This is a genomic window from Ensifer sp. GW821-FHT05G01 (genome assembly GCF_059419585.1).
Window position 1 is genome coordinate 131499 of the sequence record NZ_JBWKSC010000013.1, and the last position, 19195, is coordinate 150693.

Sequence of the window (19195 nt, forward strand, 5' to 3'; positions counted from 1 at the left end):
GCGTGGGCTCAGCTGGCCGCCCGGATGCCGGCGTCAACCGCCGGGTCCGAGGGAAAGACGGCAGCTCTTGCCTGGGACGAGTTGTCGACCCAGGTGTCGCACCACGCGAGAAACTGTGAAAACGAGGAGGTCCACGAGCGACGGGATGCAGTCTTGATGCAGCCCTCGATCAGCGGAGCCAGTTGGTCCGGGTTGCGAGCAACCTTTTCGATAACGTCGGCCATCGACCTGACGACTTCGGGGTCGGCTGATGCATGGATCAGCACACCGTCTTCGCCATCGACGATCAGTTCGTCGACGGCGCCAACGGACGTGGCGATCGGAACACATCCGAGCTGCTGCGCTTCGGCGATGACGAGCGGAGCCCCTTCCCAGCGCGAGGGCATGACGAGCACATCCGCCCAGGACATCGCCTTGATGAGTTCCTTGCTGGCAAAGGCCGGCGGACGGACGTCAACGGAAAGATCCTTCAACCGTTCAGTCCAGGAGACACTGGAATCGGCGAGAATTTCTCCGCCGATGGCGCGCGCCTCGAAAGGAACGTTCCTTGCCCTCAGCTCTGACAGCATCGCGGCTAGCCGATCGATGCCCTTCTGCCGGTCGAGCCGACCCAGATAGAGGACGCGCAGCTGCGCGTCGCCGCGCGGCTGTCTGCGGGTTGAGAAGACTTCGGTTTGAACTTTTGGTGGTACCGAAAAGCCCGCGCTGTTTGCGACGGCGAAGACCTTTGCGTGCGGCACGCCGAAACTGTGCAGGTAAGTCTTCAGCTGCTCCGAGCAGGTCAGGAATGCGTCATAGCAATGTTCGTGCGCAATAGCGGCAAAGGGCTGGCCTGCGGGACGCTTGAACGCGGTGTTGTCGACGACGTGAAGATAACATGCGGTGCGCGTCCCCTCGGAGCGCAACCGTGCGATGAGGGGGTGGACGGCCATGACATGGTTGTTGATCACCAGGTCGAAGCCCGAAAGCTGGCCCTTCAATGCTTGCCAGTCGACCCCATGCTCTTCGGCGATGAAGTCCTGGCCGAGGAAGGAGCCCGACCCACCCCATGCGGGAATGCCGAGATCCCAGAAGTGGATGTGATCAAAGCTCTGATCGAACTCGTCGATGACATCCATCTTCGCGCTGCCGAGTACGAACAGATGCGTCTCGAAACCCGTTCGCTTCAGTTCTCGCGCAACGGCATAAACGACCTTCTCGGCGCCGCCGAAGGAGGCGTTCGGCACCAAAAGTGCAACGGTCCGCTTGCCGGCGCTGTGTCCGAGCGGCAGGACGGGCGAGCCACCGACTTCTCTGCGCAGTTCCCTATAGAGCTCGCCATAGGGCACCAACCGCGAAGGCCGCCACGTCCAACGCTTGCCCGACGTGTGACGCAAGGGGCTTGAAGCAATCGCGTTGATGCAATTGACCATCATCTGCTGCGGCGTGATCAGCGATCGGCGCGGCAGGCTCCTGGGGAAAGGAAAGCGAACCTTGAGCAACGTCACCGTCGGCCAGACCTGCTGGTTGCCGATCGATGCGAACCACTCCACCGCATTGTTCAGGATCACGTCCCTGACGAGCGGCGTCGGAACGAAAACGAGATCCGCCGAACCGATATTCTGAGATCCCGCAGGCAGAGCAACCACCTCGATCCCGCGCTTCGCGCCATCATTGGCAAGCTGAACGAACAATGCGTTGGTATTTTCGCTCAACCGCTCCAGGTGGGCGAGTATGTTCGGAAGCATGCGTGAGCGCAGCAGGAGGTCGAAGGCCGAACCGCTGCCTGCCACGAGAAAGGGTGGGAAATGCCCGTTGTCCGGTTCGCCGACATTCGCCCAGAACGCCGGGATGATATCATCAAGACGAAGCACGGTCGGCGACTTGGTCGGATCGGTAAACAGCGAGATCGAGGCATTTTCGGTGCGGGCGAAGAGGTAGCGCGGAGCGTCCTCATGCTCGAAATCCACGAGCATTGGCCGTCTGTAGAGAGCCTTGTGGCGTTTTCTGAGGTAGCTGACCGATGTGGCGCGTTCCCGGTTGGCTTCCTTGAACCGGCTTTCGGCGCGCAAGCGATATTCAAAGACGGTGTCGTGGCAGGGCACCCCGACGAAGCCGTTCTCAATGCAGGACAACCAGAATTCCCAATCTTCAAAGCCGTTCTGCCGGTCGTCGCTGAAGCGCACGCCTGAGCGGAAAACGTCGATGGAAATCAGCGATCCCGTGTCGCAAATATTGTCTGTGATGCAATGCGCCAGCCGCGAATATTGATTGCCATAATGCGCACGCCAGGACACGGAAAACGTATCTATGTTGGTATAGACCCAGCCACAGGCAGTATCGTTGAGCTTTTGGTAGAGTGTTTCGATCGTGCGCGGCAGAACACGATTGTCGGCGTCGAGGAAATACACCGCCCGAGCCTCGGGCAGGTGCTCGACAATGAAGTCGATGGCGCGATTGCGGGCGCCACCCGGCCCCGCATTGCGGCCGAATATCACGTGAATGAACGGGTGGACCGCAGCGTAGAGCAACAGTTGGTCGAATGTCTCGTGGCACGGGTCGCCATCGACCGAAACCACGATCGCAAGCTGGGATGTGCTAAGGTCGGACGCCAGTGCGGATTCGATGGCTTCCATGACAAGCGCCGCATGGCCGTAGAGCGGCATCGCGATCGCGATAAGATCAGCCTCCGGGTTACCGGACATCCAGGGCCTCCGTCGATTGCTTGACCAGTCGGAAGCTCGATACCTTGAGCCAGCAAAAATCGACGCTATCACCCGCTGCCCGGCTGAGGATGATCAGATCCATCGGAACACGGATCGGCTCGTCCATCTGCATGCTGATGCTGATCGATTGCTGCGCACCGACCTCTCGCCAACCACTGAACAGGGTCGAGGGTTTTACCGTGCCCTTGCGGGCGAGTTCGGCGACCTCCGCACGCGCGTTCGAACTGGCCGGGCTCAAGAGAAAGCTGACGGCTGCCGGCGCACCTTTGGGGTGATCGATAATGGCGCTTGCCGACAACGAGACCGTGCCGGGCTCAATGGCACGATTGATCGCGCCGGCCGAAATGCCGCTTGCCAGGGGATGACAGACGATCGCGTGTTCGTGGTCGAGAAACCGGATAGTCTGGAAGTCTGGGACAATTTGAGTGACGGAAACGTCTGCAATTTGGCTTAGCTTCTCAAGCCCAAGCCTGTAATCGATAGTGAACTGCCCTTCCAGCAAGCTGGTCGGGGCAATCATGTTCGCAGTGCTGGCAGGCTTGACCCCAGGCAAACCCGTGAACACCCTGAACGCAAGCGGGCGCAGGTCGAGGTCAGGATGCGGGTGTTCCGAGCGCGCCGAGTATCGCTCGCTGGCGATATGGTGCCCAAGCGAAAGACCAAGTGCGTCCGATCCGCTGGCGGATACCCGCAGACGAAGGGTCCGCGCCGCGCCGCCACAGGCACGCGGCAGCGAAAAGAAGTTCCAGCCAGTGGCCAGGCCGACATAGGGAACGTTCCACTCCGCAATGCCTTCTCCACTTTCCAGATAACTCAAGCCGACGATCAGCTCACCGGTGCCCTTCGGCAATGAATGAAAGTGCAAGGCAAAGCCGGCGACGCCGAGGCTCGAGACGGGGAGAAGCTGCTCGATGAATGCGCTGCTCAACAGCTGTCCGACGCCCTCATCTTTCGGATCGGCAAAGGGATCATGCGCGAAGACTTCGGCCACCGGCTCCCAGCTCCGGGCATGGAAGGCGTCTTCCAAGAGACGATAGTTCTCAAAAAGTTCTTCACGCTCGCGCCGGAGCATTGCGAGCTCAGATGTGATCGAAGACGTGTATCGGGCCAGCCGTCCGATACCGTCTTCGGCAAGCGCGCGCAGAAGCGCAGAGCTCTCCGCCACATTGGCGGGGTCAAGGCGCAAGACCGCCAGCTCCGGAACTGTGCGCAAGGCAGAGAGACGTGCCAGCCCCTTCTTCAGATCCGTCTCGCCCTTGTCGGAGAATGCGACCGCAGCGATCGGAAAACTATCCTTCAACATGTCGAAGGTGCCGTCGTCAGGTGCCAGGTAATCCACGAGATGGGCGACATTGCTGCTCTGCAGGATCGCCCGATCGCGATCCGATGCCAGCAGCAGCTTTTTCAAACCGAGTCGGGGCCCTAAGGCGGATTGTCTTACTTCTTGCACGCAACGCCCTCAGAAGAAACGATAACGCATATCGGTGGAGTTCCAAAATGGGCGACAGATATACTATCGAAACCATTCATCACACTGTTTACGTAGCAGTGAATTTTGCGATGCACAACGATAAAGTACATGACGATCGCAACAATAAACTTCACATATACTTCAATATTTGAAGTATTGGTCGGTATCGCTGCTACGCCACCGGACGACCTGCCATTGCCGCCATCAGCTCTCGCTGGCGCAGCAGGCAGTCTTCCAGCCGGAAGCGCCGCTCGACGGTTCTTCGCGCGGCCGCCCGCATGCTGATGGAGGCCTCTGGATTGTTCAGCGCACCAAGCACTGCCTCGGCCAGTGCGTCGGCATCGAAGAAGGGCACAAGGATACCGTTGTGACCCGTACGGATCACTTCGCGAACCGGCGGCGTGTCGGAGCCGATGATCAAGGCGCCGCAGGCCATGGCCTCCAGCACAGACCATGAAAGCACGAAGGGATAGGTCATGTAGACATGTGCCGCCGAGACCTGGAAAAGCTGGCGAAGGATGTGATGCGGGACAACGCCCGGAAAGATGATGTTGTCCGCCGGCACGTCGAGGGTGGCGAGTAGGTGGGATTTCCATGAGCCTCCGCCAGGAGGAGGAGGTCCGTAGCTGGTGCCCTCCCCTCCGACAAAGACGAAAATCGCGTCGGGGCGTTTGCGCACAATTTGAGCGGCAGCCTGCAGCGCCTGGGGAAAGCCACGGTAGGGCTCCAGATCGCGCGCAACAAAGGTGACGACGGGCGGATCGTTGGCCTTGAGCACGCGGCCGTCCGGAAGCCTGACCGACGCGCCAGGATTGGGACGAAACAGCGCCGTATCGATACCCTCGTGGCAGACGGCAATGCGCTCACGCGTATCGGCGGGATAAAGGCTCTTTTGCCATTCGGTCGGGCTGATGCCGCCATCCATCGATTCCAGCGACAACAACTGTGCGACGTTGCGCAGCCGCAATCTCTTGCGCTCATCGAGATCAGGCTCATCGCCGGCCGCAAAGCCGATGTCTGCGCCCTGCGACCGATAGAAGAACTCGCAATATCCAAGGGCCGGAACGTGAGGGAGCGCATCCTTGACGAACATCATGCTGCCCCACCCGATGTGACCGACAACGATATCGGGCTTCATATCCTGCCGTGTCATCGCGTCGAGCGTTTCGGCGACCCGGTGTCCGATCCGGGTGTGATGATCCGGCACCGCCAGGTGTCGCGCGATTGCTGCGGAGGCCCTTGGGCCTGCCTCCGCCCGGTGGCGAATGACGCGCACGGATGGGATTTTCTGATCAACGGTTTCGGTGATCAGGCTGACGTTGTTGCCCGACCGAACCAGGTCAGCCGCCAACGCGGCGAACTGGCCAAAGCCGCGCCGATGAACAAATGCCACATGCATGCTATCTAATCCGCTACCTGAATGACGTGCTTATTGGGTTCCGGCCGCTCACATGTCGTACCGTGACGCGCTGCCCCAGACGAGTTCGAGTTGATGCAGCGTCTGGAAGGCGGTCTCCAGGTTCTGCCGATCCTGGTGACCGCGATTGAGTGCCCGCTCATAGGCCATAGCCGCGTCGCGCAAGTTCGCCCGAAGCAGGCGGCCCTTTTCCGTCAACTTGATGCGCGCCGAACGCTTGTCGCGCTGCGACGCCACCCGATCGATGTAGTCGCCATCGGCCAGTTGTTTCAGGTAGTAGGAGACATTCGAGCCGACATAGTGCCCGCGATCGAGCAACTCGGCGACCGATAGCTCGGCATCGCCAATCGCCAGCAGGACCATCGCCTGCGCCGGACCGATATCGTCGACGCGCAGCTTGGTCAGTTCGGCGCGAACCAAGCCGGAAAATCGCCTGCTCACCCTCTCCATCAGGCGCGCAAGCTCGAAATAGGTCAGCTGTCGGCAATCGCTCGCGGCGTCCGCTTGATCTTGGGCTCCTACCGCCGCCGACGCCTGGTCCTCCTGCTGGAGCAACGACACATCTTTGATCCCCGTGGACGGATAGAGTACTCTTTCATTCATCCAACTCTCCATTTCAAAATTTACTTCAAATCTTGAAGTAAACCGAACTACAACGACCCCCTCCCTGTGACCTTAAACTTGCATTACCTCTTACTTTCGTGCCACACATGGCGAAGCAATACTATGCTTCACCTCGATTTAAAGCCACACGTCCTCCACGGATGGCTTTAACGTTAACCTCAGGCAACCGCCCATGCGTGATACTGTTCGGAACGAGACGATAAGCAACGGTCAAATTTTAGGGGTTATGCGCCAGGACGAAATTATCAATCCAAGATTGCTAATATTGCAAGCCAAGCGTGTGTTTCTTTCCGTGTCACTTTACGCCGCATTGCTGAGTGTCTGCATAAGCCTGCTTCAGCTGACGATACCGCTGTTCATGCTGCAGATTCATGACAGGGTTCTCAACAGTCAGAGCTTCGATACGCTTACGATGCTGACGCTGCTCGCAATCAGCGCATTGGTCGTCTATGGCCTCCTCGATTTGATCCGGTCCCTTGCTTTCCAGGCCATGGGCAGTGCCATTGTGCGAAGGCTGAATGCCCCGGTTCTGGCATCGGCGGTCCAAGCCTCCGTGAATCAAGGGCTTTCGCGCGCGGCGCAATCCCTTCGCGACCTGTCGGAATTGCGTGGTTTCCTCACCTCGTCGGCGGTGGTCGCTCCGCTCGACGCCGCCTGGTCGCCGATCTTTCTGGGTGCGCTATTCCTGCTCCATCCACTGTTCGGGCTCGTGGGGGTTGTGTCAGTGGTGGTGCTCATTTGTTGCGGGCTGGTTAACGACATACTAACGCGCCAACTGACCAAGGAAGCCAACCAGGCGAATGTCGAAGCGGTTTCCAAAATTGCGGGCTCGCTGAGGCATGCCGAGGCGATCGAGGCGATGGGCATGCTGCCCGCACTTGCCAGGCGCTGGCGCACCCTTCAAATCCACGCCTTGGGTGCGCTCGAAGCCGGCGGAAGCAGAAGCAAGGCGATGACGTCGATGACGCGCAGCCTGCGCTACTCGATTCAGGTCATCACGCTTGCAACAGGTGCGCTATTAGTGCTTGACCAGGCCATCACCCCCGGCGCGATGATGGCTTCGAGCATCCTCGTTGGTCGACTGCTCATCCCCTTCGACACGATCATCGAAAACTGGCGCCAATGGGTGCTCGCCGTTGCCGGCTGGCGGCGGATCGAGGCGGCGATCGGCGAAGAGATGGCGATCCGCCAGACGACGCCGACGCCACATTCGGCCGGCGAGATGATTGTGGATAAACTCGTCTATGCCGTCCCGGGCGTCGAGGTGCCGATCATCAAGGGCGTCTCCTTCTCGCTTTCCCCCGGTGAGGTGCTCGGCGTGGTCGGCCCGTCGGCGGCCGGAAAGTCGACGCTTGCCCGGCTGCTGGTCGGCATCTTGAAGCCAACGTCGGGCGGGGTCTTTCTCGATGGCCACAACACCTATCTCTGGGAGCGCGGGTCTTTCGGCGAAAAGGTCGGTTATCTCCCGCAATCGGTGTCTCTGCTAGAGGGAACGATCCGCGAAAACATCGCAAGGATGGAAGACGGCGATCCTCACAAGGTCATCGAAGCGGCGCGGCTTGCTGAAGTCCACGAGATGATCGGCCGCCTGCCCCTCGGCTACGACACACCTGTCGGCGACGGTCATCTGACACTTTCGGGCGGTCAGAGACAGCGCATTGCGCTGGCGCGCTGCCTCTACAATCGCCCGCGTCTCGTTGTTCTCGACGAGCCGAATGCAAACCTCGATTCGCTCGGTGAGCGCGCGCTCGTGCGGGCGATCCAGCGGATGCGCGACCAGGGCGCCATCGTCATCATGATCGCCCACCGGCCATCGATCATGCAGGTCGCCGACAAGCTTCTCGTCCTTGAGAATGGCCGTATCAGTCAGTTCGGGCCACGAACCGACATTTTGACCGCTGTGCCAGGGCCTGGCGAAACCTTGCGCGAGGTTGCTTCCGCATGACCGACAAAAACACGCTTCCGCTCCGGCCTCAGCATTCCGAGCTCGATGCCCGTTCCCCGGTAAGACTAACCGCCCGGCCGGCGCCGACGCCTGCCGAGGTCGATGACATCAACGCCGATCGCGGTCTTCGCCGCCTGATGGTCGCTGGGTTTGCAACGATCTTCCTATCCTTCGGCGGCTTCTTCACCTGGGCGGTATCGACGGAACTCAGTAGCGCGACGGTTGCCAACGGCAGCGTCATCGTCGACTCCAAACGCAAGACGATCAGTCATTTCGAGGGCGGCGTCATGGGTCGCCTGATGGTTCAGGAGGGCGAACAGGTGACTGTGGGGCAGCCGCTCATCCTTCTGGAAGACACCCGGGCACGCTCCAACCTGAACGCGCTCAACAGCCGTCGCATCGGCCTGATCGCAAGGCTCGCCAGGCTCAAGGCAGAACAGGACGGTGCGGCAGCGATCACCTTCCCGGAGAACTTCGGCGAGGCAGGCGGGGTCGCCGTCGATGAAGCGATCAAGGCGGAGAATGTCTTCTTCGACAAACGGCACGAGGCCAAGTCCGGACGTGTCGACGTGCAGACGAAAACGATCGAGGAATATGGCGAGCAGACAAAATCGCTGTTCACGCAGGTGGAGGCGACCGATCGTCAGATCGCCCTCATCACTGAGCAGCGCACGGCGATCGCCACGCTGGTCGAGAAGGGCTTCGTGCAGCGCGCCAAGCTCATAGAGGTCGATACCCGCCTGAGCGAGCTTGCCCGAACACGCGGCGAACTGGCGGGCGACAAGGCGCGGGCGGAGAAAGCAAAGGCTGGCGCCCAGCTTGCCCTGATCGGTATCGAAAGCGAGTTTCAATCGACGATTGCCGGAGAGATCACGACGGCGCGCATCGACCTGACGGACGTCGAAGAACAGATCATTGCTGCAAAGGATGTGCTTCGGCGCATGGAGATTCGCTCGCCGCAAGCGGGCGTGGTCAGCAATATCTGGCTGCGCACCCCCGGAAGCGCCGTTACGCCCGGGCAGCCGCTCCTGGAAATCGTGCCCGAAGACGAGCCGCTGGTCGTCGAATTGCGGGTGAACCCGCGCGATATCGACAGCATATCGGTGGGCTCGCCGACGCAGATCAGGCTGACAGCCTACAATCAGCGTTCGCGCCTGCCCTTCAATGGCGAGGTGACCTATGTCGCTGCGGACCAGTCGGTCGACGAAAAGTCGGGCGTCTCCTACTTCACCGCACGCGCCAAGATCGATGCGACGTCCCTTGCCGCAGATCCCGATGTCCGACTTTATCCCGGCATGCCGGCCGAGGTGCTGATCGTGCACAAGGCGCGCCGTGCCATCGACTACCTCGTGTCTCCGCTGACAGAGAGCTTCAATCGCGCCTTCAGGGAAGATTGACCAAGCCTGAATGGTCGCAAGACGCAGTAAATTACTACAATTTTTGAAGCAATTTACCGCAAGAACGCGGATATAATTTGCGCAAACTAAGTATATAATAGTTCTGATGACAAATACCCATAAATAGTGACAATAACAATGCGAAGATTTCACGTTTCTGCCACAGAATCTCTGTTGAAATATACTTTATGCCGATGCACACTCCCGGCGCATCAACATCGACCCGGTCGATGGACGTGCGATTTATCCACCAAGAGGAGAGGCAGATGGCCACACTAGAAGGCGGCGCATACGATGACGCGCTGTTCGGCTCTCGCTTCAACGATTTCATCCACGCCCGAGCGGGTGATGATTTCGTGAGCGGCGGCAACGGACATGACATCATTTTCGGTGACGAAGGTGACGACCAGCTATTCGGCGGCAACGGCAACGATTCGTTGTTTGGCGGCGAAGGCGACGACGTTCTCTATGGCGAGAACGGCAACGACATCCTGACCGGCGGATGGGGCGACGATCTCCTGTTCGGCGGTAACGGCAGCGACATTCTGCTCGGCGGCCAGGGCAACGACTTCCTGTCCGGCGGCAAAGGCAGCGACACGCTGTTCGGCGGTGATGGTAACGACGTCCTCAACGGCGGTGCTGGTGACGATCTCCTGGTCGGTGGAGCCGGCAACGACATCTTCGTCTTCGACGGCGGCGGCGGCAACGACGTCATCCTCGACTTCACACCCGGGGAAGATCTGCTGCAGATCTCGAAGGGCATCAACGGTCTCGACATCACCTCCCCTGACGACCTCGCTTCGCGCATCACCCAGGTCGGCGGCAATGTCATCATCGATCTCGGCCATGGCGATTCACTGACCCTGGTCAATGTCGACATCGACGACATTCACGCAAATCCCGAGAACTATTTCACGGTTCACTAAGCGTGGACAACGCGTGCCCTGCATTCCTCCCGCAGGGCGCGCACTCCAAGAGGGATCGAATTTGCCGTTCAGCGACATCAAACAGCCGAGTGCCGATTACCGGGGCGCAAAGACGTTCCGCCTGGGATCGGACCTGGCGGTTGTGATCTGGGATCTGCCGCCGGTATCACCGACCTCGACACGGCCGGCGCTGACGATGGCAAAACCGCCCGTGCCGCTCGTCAGCGTGACACTCGCACTCGCCGACGGACAGCAGCGGACGCTATGGGCGATGCGCACGACAAGGGTGTCGATGCCAGCCGTCATTGCCACCGAACGCGACGGTAACGTGGTTCCTGTCAGCATCGAACCGGCAAGCAACCTACCTCCCCTCGACATGGAGCAGCTGTTTCTGGAGCTCGCGCCGGATGCGCGCATCAGATTTCTCAACGTCTTGCTGACGACCTGGCGAAGCGCATTCAAAATTGCCGGAGATCCCTATTTCTGCCTGATCATCGAGGACGCTCTCAATGCGTTGGCACCATTGCCTCGGCCGGCGCGCATAACCTGCGAACTTGGCCGTGGACGGTACCTGATCGAAACGACGATCAATGCGGAGTTTGACGACAAGCTTTCAATCTACGTCGTCGGCTCGGCAAGTGTCAGCCAGTTGCGACCCAAGGCCATCGTCCGGCGCCGCATGCGGGGAGCCTGGCAGACCTGCCACTTCATCGCCGAGATGCCGAGCCTCAGCCCCCCTTTTCAGCTCGTGCTGCTCAGCAAGAACGGTGCCGCCATCAGGCAGCTTTCGGAGCGTGAAGCGCAATGTCCGAGCCTGACGCGTTGGTGGGCAGACAATCGCGACGCGGTCGAACTGCGCGAATTGCTCGTTCAGCACCTCGCTACCTGGCCGAACGGCGGACCGGCCACCGCGATCGACCTGCAGATTCGCGCGCCCCTCAAAGAACGTCACGTTCAGAGAGCAGCACAACAGCCATCCGGGCAGGTCGATCTGGCACTCGCACTTTCCGACAGCCTGCTCGTCGGCGGCTGGTATCACGATCCCTCCTCCATGCTCGCCGGTATCGACTATCTGCAGGCGGACGGGAAAGCCGTGCCGCTCGACGGCAACATCTACGAATTCCCCGGATGGGCACAGACGCAGGCCGACAAGTCGAAAACTGATGTGACCGGCTTCGTCGCCCGCCTCCCCCTTGATCAGCCGCTCGGCCCTCTGCTGCAACCGCGCTTTCAGATGCGGTTCGCGTCAGGGGCGGTGAAGTCCCTCATCCCGCCGCCGCAGCCCTTCGAACCGGTGCTGCAGCGAAACCAGATCCTTCGCGCGGTCCCGCCGCAACATGCGATCGACGATGCCTTCCGCACCATCCTCGCGCCGACGCTCCGGGAAGTGGAGCAGCGTCTCGGCAAGACGGTCGAGGTGAAGCGGACGAGAGATTATGGCCTGGCGCAACAGGCACCGCTCGTTTCTATCGTCATCCCGCTCTACAAGGTCCTCGATTTTCTGCGCTTTCAGCTGTCCGGCATGGCCACCGATCCCTGGTTGATGGCAAATGCCGAGCTCGTCTTCGTGCTCGATTCCCCGGAGATCCAGGACGAAACCGAGCATTTGCTCGGCGGGCTGCACCTGCTGCATGGCTTTCCCATGCGGCTCGTGGTGATGAACCGGAACGGCGGTTACGCGCGGGCCTGCAACACCGGCGCACGCATGGCGCGCGGCTCACTGCTTGTCATGCTCAACTCGGATGTCGTTCCTTGCGAACCGGGCTGGGTGCAGACCCTGATAGAGCCGGTCATGAGCGGGGCACTCGGCGCCGTCGGCCCCAGGCTGATCTTCGAAGACAGGTCGCTGCAGCATGCGGGCCTCTACTTCGGCCGCGACCAGCGCGGGATCTGGCTGAACCACCACTTTCACAAGGGCATGCCCAGCAACTACCTGCCGGCACAACTGGCTCGAACCGTTCCGGGCGTTACGGGTGCCTGCCTCGTCACGTCGAGGGACATCTACGACAGCGTCGGCGGCTTCACCGAGGACTATATCATCGGCGATTACGAGGATAGCGATCTCTGCTTGAAGATCCGTCGGGCCGGCTTCGAGATCGGCTACGAACCGGCTGCGTGCCTCTATCACTTCGAGCGCCAATCGATCCGGCGCAGCCAAGACTACATGCGCGGGGTCGCGAGCCAGTACAACTCGTGGCTCCACACTCAGCGCTGGGACGACGACATCGCCGCGCTGATGGCGCGTGATGAGCGTCCGCCGAGTAATCCCGAGCCCGCATCCTCCGATGACAGCACACTTGAATGGACAAATGCATGATCGATGCCCTCCCGCGCGACGAAGTCGGTACACCGTCGGGCTTTGACGATGTGCATCTGTCCTGGCTGATTGACAGCGTTTCGCGCAACCGGTTCCTTCCGCAGCCGGACGCCAACAGCATTTTCGTTGGCGACGGCGATTTCCGGGCAATCGGCGCCGAGTTTCTCGGACATTTTGTCCGAACGGGCGGCTTACGCCCCCATCATCGCGTCCTCGACATCGGCTGCGGCATCGGCCGCATGGCCGTGCCGCTCACCCAATATCTCGATGGCGACAGCGGGCGCTATGAAGGCCTCGACCCCGTGGAGGGTGGTATCCGCTGGTGCAGGTCGACAGTGACGCCGGCCTACCCGAACTTCGCCTTCCAACGCCTCGACATCGCCCATGAACTCTACAACCCCTCTGGGAAGATTAGAGGACGTGAGCTGAAACTGCCGTTTGCCGACGGACAGTTCGATTTCATCATCATGACATCGGTCGTCACACACCTGCCGGCAGACGAGGTCATGGCCTATCTCGCTGAAATCTTCCGGGTGCTTGCATTGGGCGGCCGCTTGTTCATGACGGCCTTCATCGTCGACGACGCCGCCAGACAGAATGCCACGGGCCGACGCGATCCGCGCCTTGCGTTCGCGCGCGCCGGCCAGGGGCCTTGCTGGTTCGTGCCGGATCAACCGCCGCTGGCAGCGGTCGGCTTCGACGACGGATTTCTGGAGGACGCACTTGGTCGCACCGGCCTCTCGGTCGTGCTCAAATCCTTGGGCCACTGGCGTGCACCGGGCGGCACCCACTATCAGGACATTCTCGTGGGCGAGCGTCGACGGAGCCACACATGAGCAAGCGTATTCTCGTGGTGGCTCACAATCATCCGGCGCTTCATCCGGGCGGCACGGAGGTCTTCGCGCATGATCTCTTCCGCGCCTATCAACGGGCAGGACACGAGGCGCTGTTCCTGGGTGCGGTTAACCAGGTTCACCGCGAGGCAAGGCCGGGCACGAGCTTCCAGGCTATCGGGCCGACAGGCGACGAAATCCTGCTTTGGGCCGGCCATTTCGATCGCTTCTTCATGAGTCAGATCGATCTCTACGGTTTCGTGCCTGACCTCACCGAATTGCTGCGCGAGTTCCAACCGGATGTGGTGCATCTCCACCACATCCTGCTGATGGGCGCCGAGTTTCCGCATATCGTGCGCAGGACGCTGCCGGCGTGCAAGATCGTCATGACGCTGCATGACTATTACCCCATCTGCCATCACGACGGACTGATGGTGCGCACCGACAAGCGCGAACTCTGCCATGCCTCGAGCCCGGACCGCTGCCACGCCTGTTTCAAGGACATCAAGCCCGATCGTTTTGCCCTGCGCGAACAACACCTCAAGGCGCTTCTGAGCACGATTGATACTTTTGTCGCACCAAGCGAGTTCCTGAAGCGGCGATATGTCGAATGGGGAATTGCCGAAAGCCGTATCGCGGTCATCACCAACGGACTGCCGGCGCGAGCATTCGAGACCAGCAAGGACAAACTCAAGGGCGGCCGCCCCACCTTCGGCTACTTTGGCAACCTCAACCCCTGGAAGGGCACCAAAGTGCTGTTGGAAGCGGCGCGCCAGCTGATCGTTGATGGCGTCGACTTCGAGCTCCGCGTTCATGGCGGCGCTCCGTTTCAGGCCCCTGAATTCATCGCCGACATAGAGCGTCTGTTTTCCGAAACGGCACCTCAGGTGCAGCGACGCGGACCCTACCGGCGGGAGGATGTCGCTGCCCTTATCGGTGCCGTCGACTGCACCGTCGTACCGTCAATCTGGTGGGAGAATGCGCCGCTGGTGATCCAGGAAGCCCAGGCACAAGGCCGACCGGTGATCGCAAGCAATATCGGCGGAATGGCCGAGCTTGTGAAGAACGGCGTCAACGGCCTGACTGTTGCTCCCGACGATCCGCGCCAGCTCGCGGCTGCCATGCGGCAGATCATCGAAAAGCCGACGCTACTCCGTCAGCTGTCGGGCAGAGCCATTCGGCCTGACGACATCGACACGACCGCTTCGCGTTACCTCGCTCTTTTCAATCTCCAGCAGGTTCAGGCCGCATAAAGAGGATCCATGGCTGAAGTCCCAGAAAAACTCGATACGCCCCCTGAGAGCGATGGCGCCAAACCCGTCAACGGTCGGGTTGATGCCATCGATGGCGGACGCCTGTTTGGCTGGGCGTTCGACCCTGTTGCCCCGGGGCAAAGGCTCAAGGTGCGCGTCCTTCTCGATGGCGCACCAGTCGCCGAAGCAATTGCCGACCGCAATCGCCCGGATCTCAGGCGAAACGGGATCGGTGACGGCAAGCACGCTTTCGAGATCGCTCTGCCGGAGGCGGTGCAAAAGCGCAGCCGCGATCTGGTCGTCATGGCGATCACGGGCGACGGGGCGGGCCAGCCTCTGCGCGTGCCGCAACCGGATGAGCAAGCAGCAGAAGCCCTGATCGCCGCACCTTTGACCCGTGTGCTCGACAAGCTGGACGTGCTGATGGCCGCCCAGCGGCAGCTGCAGGTTTCTCAACGTTCACTGCAGCGCATTCCGTCTGTCGGTGCGGATGCGGCGCCGGCTGACGGCACGGACGATCCGAACGGTGGCATCGATGGCTTTCGTACCGAGATGATCCGGCGGCTTGATGATCTGGACGTGCACCTGCTGCGGATGGATGGCGTTGTGGCGGGCATGGAGAAGACACTTACGGGCCTGCAGAAGCGGGCGGGCGGTGACACCAAACCGCTTGTGATGCTCCTCTTCGTTCTCGTGGGATTTGCCGCCGGCGCACTGCTGACTTTGCTGGCCAGATGATGATGCGACAGGCAACGGCAATCGACGAAAAAGTCTATGGTGCCACCGCTGGCCCGACTGCGGCCAAGGCTCCGCGCTTCGGGAAGGGTCGAGCCATTTCCTGTCGGATTGATCAGGAAACCGTGCTGGTCCTTGGCAGCGGCGGCCCGAGGGGTCAGGCGGTTTCGGTCAAGGCTGATGGCGCAACATCCTCGCAGGACGACGCCTTTGTGACAAACTGGGCCCTGTCGGCGCCGTCGCCTTCGGCAACACACGGCTTCGCGGCGCTTCTGACGCTGTCGCAAACCGACGTGCCAATCTCGATGATCGACGTTGACGACGGCCGCACGCGTGAGCGTTTCATCGTAGCCCCAAAACAAATCTCGATTGACGAGGTGGCAACCCTTGTTGCGCAGACGGCTGCAGCAGAGACCGCCGCGGTCATCGGTCGCCTCGCCGATCAGCTCATGGCACAGCCATCGAACCGCAGCAGGATTTCTGCCGGACTTTCGCTGATAAGGGCGCAGCAGCCATCGGACGGCTTCATCGAACTGGTTGGCGAGACCCATGACGGCGTCATCGTCATCATGGGCTGGAGCCGCGCGTTCGTTCCCGGACGTTTCCAAGCCTATCTTCTTGCCGGCGCAGTGACCGTTGCCGATTGCTTCGTCGCCAGTTTTGCCCGGCCTGACATACAGGAGGGCGAACTGGGCTTCATCGCCGTTCTGGAGACGGGCGGAAGGGTGCGCGCAGACACGCTCAAGGGCATCATATACAACGCTGGTGGCGGTTGGCACCTGACACCGGCCCATTCCCGCTTACAGGTCAGCGCGGCTCTCGACACCCCGGACCATATCCGTTCCGTTCTGCTCGATGCCCGGGCCACGCCGGAAGCCATGCTGCGCTTGCGGTCGGCGGCAAACGGCTTTACCGGCAAGGACACGGTATCTAGCCTCCCGTTCCCGGTTCGCATGGATGTTGATCGGGTTTTCGAGACCGATGACGGCGACATGCTGATTTCCGGCTGGATGCTCGACCCGGAACACCACGTGACTGCAGTCAAGCTCCGCCGGCCCAGCACGGAGGCCAGGCTCGACGACATGTGGACGCGGCTCGATCGGATCGACGTTTCGCAAAGCTTTGCCGATCAACCCGCGTTCCGGGCGTCGCTCGACAGCGACGATCAGGCTCACGGGTTCGTCGCCCATGCCAGACTGCCTGGTGGCAAACTCGACGCAGCGCCATTTCTAGAGCTCACCTTGCGAGAAGGGCGCCGCGCCTTTCTGCCCCTGATGCCGAAGCGGATGCCCGCCCGAACAGCCGCACTCCAGCAGTTGTCTCTGTTCGATGCGGCCAACTGGGCGCTGCCGGCGATCGTCGATCACCAGATCGTTCCGCTGCTTTCCAACGCCGCCTGTGCCGCGCCGCGCATGGAAGCGATTGCCGACGTCGGGGTGTTCGACGAGAAATCCGGCGTCCCAATAATCGTCGGCTCTACCGTCGGCATGCCGGAAGTCGGTCCGTTGCTTGCGTTGTTCGCGCTCGATCCGCAGACGCGTTGCGCTCCACTCGTAATCGCCGTCAGCAAGTCCGCCTTCCAAAGGGATCTCGCCCGGTTGCGACAGCTGGTACGGTTTTACGGGCTTTCGGTCCGCATCGTCTGTGCCGCCGGTGCGCTGGATCGCTTCGATCTCCTGTCGGTTGGGGCAGAAGAGGTTTCAAGCGAGACGATCATAACGATGTCCGGGTCACTCGTGCCGGCGGCCAAGGGCTGGTACGGCGCATTGACGGCGGCGGGATCGGACCACTTTGGAAGCGTGATCTCGCCAATGCTCGCCTATGATGATCATTCGGTGAAATGGGCCGGAAGCTGGCTTTCCGAGGGTGGCGATCAAATGCTGCTCGATCGTTATGCCGGTTATCCACTGATGGCGATTGCGGCACTGCAATTGACGCGGGTCGACGTCGCGTCGCTTGAATGCTGCATCATGCCGCGTGCGGTCCTGAAGGACGTGATGCGCGATTGCGGCGTTTATCTCGGCTCAAAACAGAAGGCCCGCGAGATCGGCCTGAGGATTAACAAGGCAGGCATTGCCTCCTGGCTGCTGCCGTCGATCCAGATGCTCGGCTGCGACGAACCGCTGTCGGGAGAGCAGAACGGCAAGCTTGCGGTGCTCGCCGAACGCATCGATGCGGAAATACTTAAGTCGCGGTGGCGCAACGGCCGCGAGAGCCACCAACTCTTTGACAGGATTTCTGCATGAAGGGGCCAAAGCTTCGCGTCCTGGTGATTTCGCACGCGCATCCCTCGTTCTCGCTCGGCGGAGCGGAGGTCGCGTCGCACAACCTGCATCGCAGCCTGAACGTGATGGAAGATGTCGAATCCGTATATCTCGCGGCGGCTTCCCCTCCACTTCAACGCCACGCGTCATCGGCGCTCATGAGTGCACGACTGCCGCAGGAAGAGGTGTTGTTCCACACGGACGCCTATGACCATTTCCACCTGGCGAATGAGGACGTCGAGGCGATCGAACGCGATCTCCTGCGGTTCGTGCGGGACGTCAAACCGGATGTGGTTCATTTCCATCACGTTCTGGGGTTCGGTCTGGAAGCGCTCTATGCGGTACGGTCGGCTCTGCCGGACGCCGCAGTGCTTCTCACGCTTCACGAATTCGTGCCGATTTGCCACAACCATGGTCAGATGGTGAAGCGACCGACTGGCCAGCTCTGCGAGCAGGCTTCGCCCGCGGCCTGCAACAGTTGTTTTCCGGATATTCCGGCATCAAGGTTTCTCAGGCGCGAAGCGCTGGTGCGCACCATGCTCCTCGACATGGTCGATGCATTCGTTTCGCCAAGTACCTTTCTCGCCAAGCGCTATGCCGAGTGGGGTATCGACCGGCAACGCATTCGGATCATCGAAAATGGGATCATGGGCAAGGAGGCGGCCCCCGCTCGCGACGTTCCCCGAACCGACGCGCGTCGCAATCGCTTCGCGTTCTTCGGTCAGATGACGCCGTTCAAGGGCGTCGATGTGCTGATCGATGCCGTCGGCCGAGTGCCGGGCGAAATATGGGGTGACGACGCCTATCTGATGATCTTCGGTGCCAATCTCGAGCGCCAGCCGGTCGAATTCCAGGAGCGGATGAAGACGCTGATCGAGCGCGCCGGTCGCCGCGTCCGCTTCTACGGCAGCTACCAGAATGCGGATCTGCCAAAGCTCATGCGCTCCGTGGATTGGGTGATCTTTCCGTCGATCTGGTGGGAGAATTCGCCGGTCGTCATCCAGGAAGCGCTGCTGCACCGCCGCCCGATCATCTGCTCGGACATTGGCGGCATGGCCGAAAAAGTCCGCGACGGCTCCGATGGCCTGCATTTTCGCGCCGGCAACGGCCAGCACCTTGCGGATCGGATGGTCGAAGTCCTGAACGACGACACGGTTTGGGACCGTTTGCGCAGCACAATGCGGTCGCCCTTCAGCGCCGAGGAATGTGCGCGAGAACACCTTGACGTCTATCGCAGCCTGCTCAGCGAAAGAAACAGTGCCGCACATCGCGTCGAGATGCGCGTCTCATGACAATTCCAGTGACGGA

The 19195-nt window shown here is 60.9% G+C and carries 13 protein-coding genes; 9 read left to right on the forward strand and 4 right to left on the reverse strand.

The window, feature by feature from the left end:
• Nucleotides 1-8 precede the first annotated feature (8 nt).
• From AC07UR_RS26955 to AC07UR_RS26970, 4 genes are all read right to left on the reverse strand, one after another.
• Entirely contained in the window at nt 9-2684 is a 2676-nt protein-coding gene (locus tag AC07UR_RS26955) for a glycosyltransferase (RefSeq protein WP_209789842.1), read from the reverse strand.
• Nucleotides 2674-4155, reverse strand: a complete 1482-nt coding sequence (locus AC07UR_RS26960) for a DUF6212 domain-containing protein (RefSeq protein ID WP_209789843.1) — start codon at nt 4153-4155, stop codon at nt 2674-2676. The genes AC07UR_RS26955 and AC07UR_RS26960 overlap by 11 nt, the downstream gene beginning before the upstream one ends.
• 193 nt (nt 4156-4348) lie before the next feature.
• Entirely contained in the window at nt 4349-5575 is a 1227-nt protein-coding gene (locus AC07UR_RS26965; RefSeq protein ID WP_209789844.1) for a glycosyltransferase family 4 protein, read from the reverse strand.
• Nucleotides 5576-5623: 48 nt separating this feature from the next.
• On the reverse strand, nt 5624-6196 hold the full coding sequence (locus AC07UR_RS26970; RefSeq protein WP_173422073.1) for a MarR family transcriptional regulator: 573 nt from the start codon (nt 6194-6196) through the stop codon (nt 5624-5626).
• 193 nt (nt 6197-6389) lie between these two features.
• Here AC07UR_RS26970 and AC07UR_RS26975 point away from each other — a divergent pair, with 193 nt between their 5' ends.
• From AC07UR_RS26975 to AC07UR_RS27015, 9 genes are all read left to right on the forward strand, one after another.
• A complete protein-coding gene (locus tag AC07UR_RS26975) occupies nt 6390-8162 on the forward strand; it encodes a type I secretion system permease/ATPase (RefSeq protein ID WP_209789845.1) in 1773 nt (590 codons plus the stop codon).
• Nucleotides 8159-9559, forward strand: coding sequence for an HlyD family type I secretion periplasmic adaptor subunit (locus tag AC07UR_RS26980; RefSeq protein ID WP_209789846.1), 1401 nt, complete (start codon nt 8159-8161; stop codon nt 9557-9559). The genes AC07UR_RS26975 and AC07UR_RS26980 overlap by 4 nt, the downstream gene beginning before the upstream one ends.
• A gap of 266 nt (nt 9560-9825) precedes the next feature.
• Nucleotides 9826-10485 carry a calcium-binding protein gene (locus AC07UR_RS26985; RefSeq protein WP_173422070.1) on the forward strand — a complete coding sequence of 220 codons (660 nt, stop codon included), beginning with the start codon at nt 9826-9828 and terminating at the stop codon, nt 10483-10485.
• A 61-nt stretch (nt 10486-10546) separates the two neighbouring features.
• Nucleotides 10547-12802, forward strand: coding sequence for a glycosyltransferase family 2 protein (locus AC07UR_RS26990; protein WP_234941754.1), 2256 nt, complete (start codon nt 10547-10549; stop codon nt 12800-12802).
• Nucleotides 12799-13638 carry a class I SAM-dependent methyltransferase gene (locus tag AC07UR_RS26995; RefSeq protein ID WP_209789848.1) on the forward strand — a complete coding sequence of 280 codons (840 nt, stop codon included), beginning with the start codon at nt 12799-12801 and terminating at the stop codon, nt 13636-13638. The genes AC07UR_RS26990 and AC07UR_RS26995 overlap by 4 nt, the downstream gene beginning before the upstream one ends.
• The gene (locus tag AC07UR_RS27000; RefSeq protein WP_209789849.1) at nt 13635-14888 is read left to right on the forward strand and encodes a glycosyltransferase family 4 protein; all 1254 of its coding nucleotides are present in this window, start codon (nt 13635-13637) and stop codon (nt 14886-14888) included. The genes AC07UR_RS26995 and AC07UR_RS27000 overlap by 4 nt, the downstream gene beginning before the upstream one ends.
• Before the next feature lie 9 nt (nt 14889-14897).
• Nucleotides 14898-15626 carry a hypothetical protein gene (locus AC07UR_RS27005; RefSeq protein ID WP_209789850.1) on the forward strand — a complete coding sequence of 243 codons (729 nt, stop codon included), beginning with the start codon at nt 14898-14900 and terminating at the stop codon, nt 15624-15626.
• A complete protein-coding gene (locus AC07UR_RS27010) occupies nt 15626-17869 on the forward strand; it encodes a hypothetical protein (protein ID WP_494700212.1) in 2244 nt (747 codons plus the stop codon). Before AC07UR_RS27005 ends, AC07UR_RS27010 begins: the two co-directional genes overlap by 1 nt.
• Nucleotides 17866-19179, forward strand: a complete 1314-nt coding sequence (locus tag AC07UR_RS27015; protein ID WP_209789852.1) for a glycosyltransferase family 4 protein — start codon at nt 17866-17868, stop codon at nt 19177-19179. The genes AC07UR_RS27010 and AC07UR_RS27015 overlap by 4 nt, the downstream gene beginning before the upstream one ends.
• Nucleotides 19180-19195 lie beyond the last annotated feature (16 nt).

Bases quoted from the DNA above. Each gene is read 5' to 3' on its own strand.
- AC07UR_RS26970 (WP_173422073.1), bottom strand. From the start codon at position 6,196: ATGAATGAAAGAGTACTCTATCCGTCCACGGGGATCAAAGATGTGTCG.
- AC07UR_RS26975 (WP_209789845.1), top strand. From the start codon at position 6,390: ATGCGTGATACTGTTCGGAACGAGACGATAAGCAACGGTCAAATTTTA.
- AC07UR_RS27005 (WP_209789850.1), top strand. From the start codon at position 14,898: ATGGCTGAAGTCCCAGAAAAACTCGATACGCCCCCTGAGAGCGATGGC.
- AC07UR_RS26985 (WP_173422070.1), top strand. From the start codon at position 9,826: ATGGCCACACTAGAAGGCGGCGCATACGATGACGCGCTGTTCGGCTCT.
- AC07UR_RS27000 (WP_209789849.1), top strand. From the start codon at position 13,635: ATGAGCAAGCGTATTCTCGTGGTGGCTCACAATCATCCGGCGCTTCAT.
- AC07UR_RS26965 (WP_209789844.1), bottom strand. From the start codon at position 5,575: ATGCATGTGGCATTTGTTCATCGGCGCGGCTTTGGCCAGTTCGCCGCG.
- AC07UR_RS26955 (WP_209789842.1), bottom strand. From the start codon at position 2,684: ATGTCCGGTAACCCGGAGGCTGATCTTATCGCGATCGCGATGCCGCTC.
- AC07UR_RS26995 (WP_209789848.1), top strand. From the start codon at position 12,799: ATGATCGATGCCCTCCCGCGCGACGAAGTCGGTACACCGTCGGGCTTT.
- AC07UR_RS27015 (WP_209789852.1), top strand. From the start codon at position 17,866: ATGAAGGGGCCAAAGCTTCGCGTCCTGGTGATTTCGCACGCGCATCCC.
- AC07UR_RS27010 (WP_494700212.1), top strand. From the start codon at position 15,626: ATGATGCGACAGGCAACGGCAATCGACGAAAAAGTCTATGGTGCCACC.
- AC07UR_RS26980 (WP_209789846.1), top strand. From the start codon at position 8,159: ATGACCGACAAAAACACGCTTCCGCTCCGGCCTCAGCATTCCGAGCTC.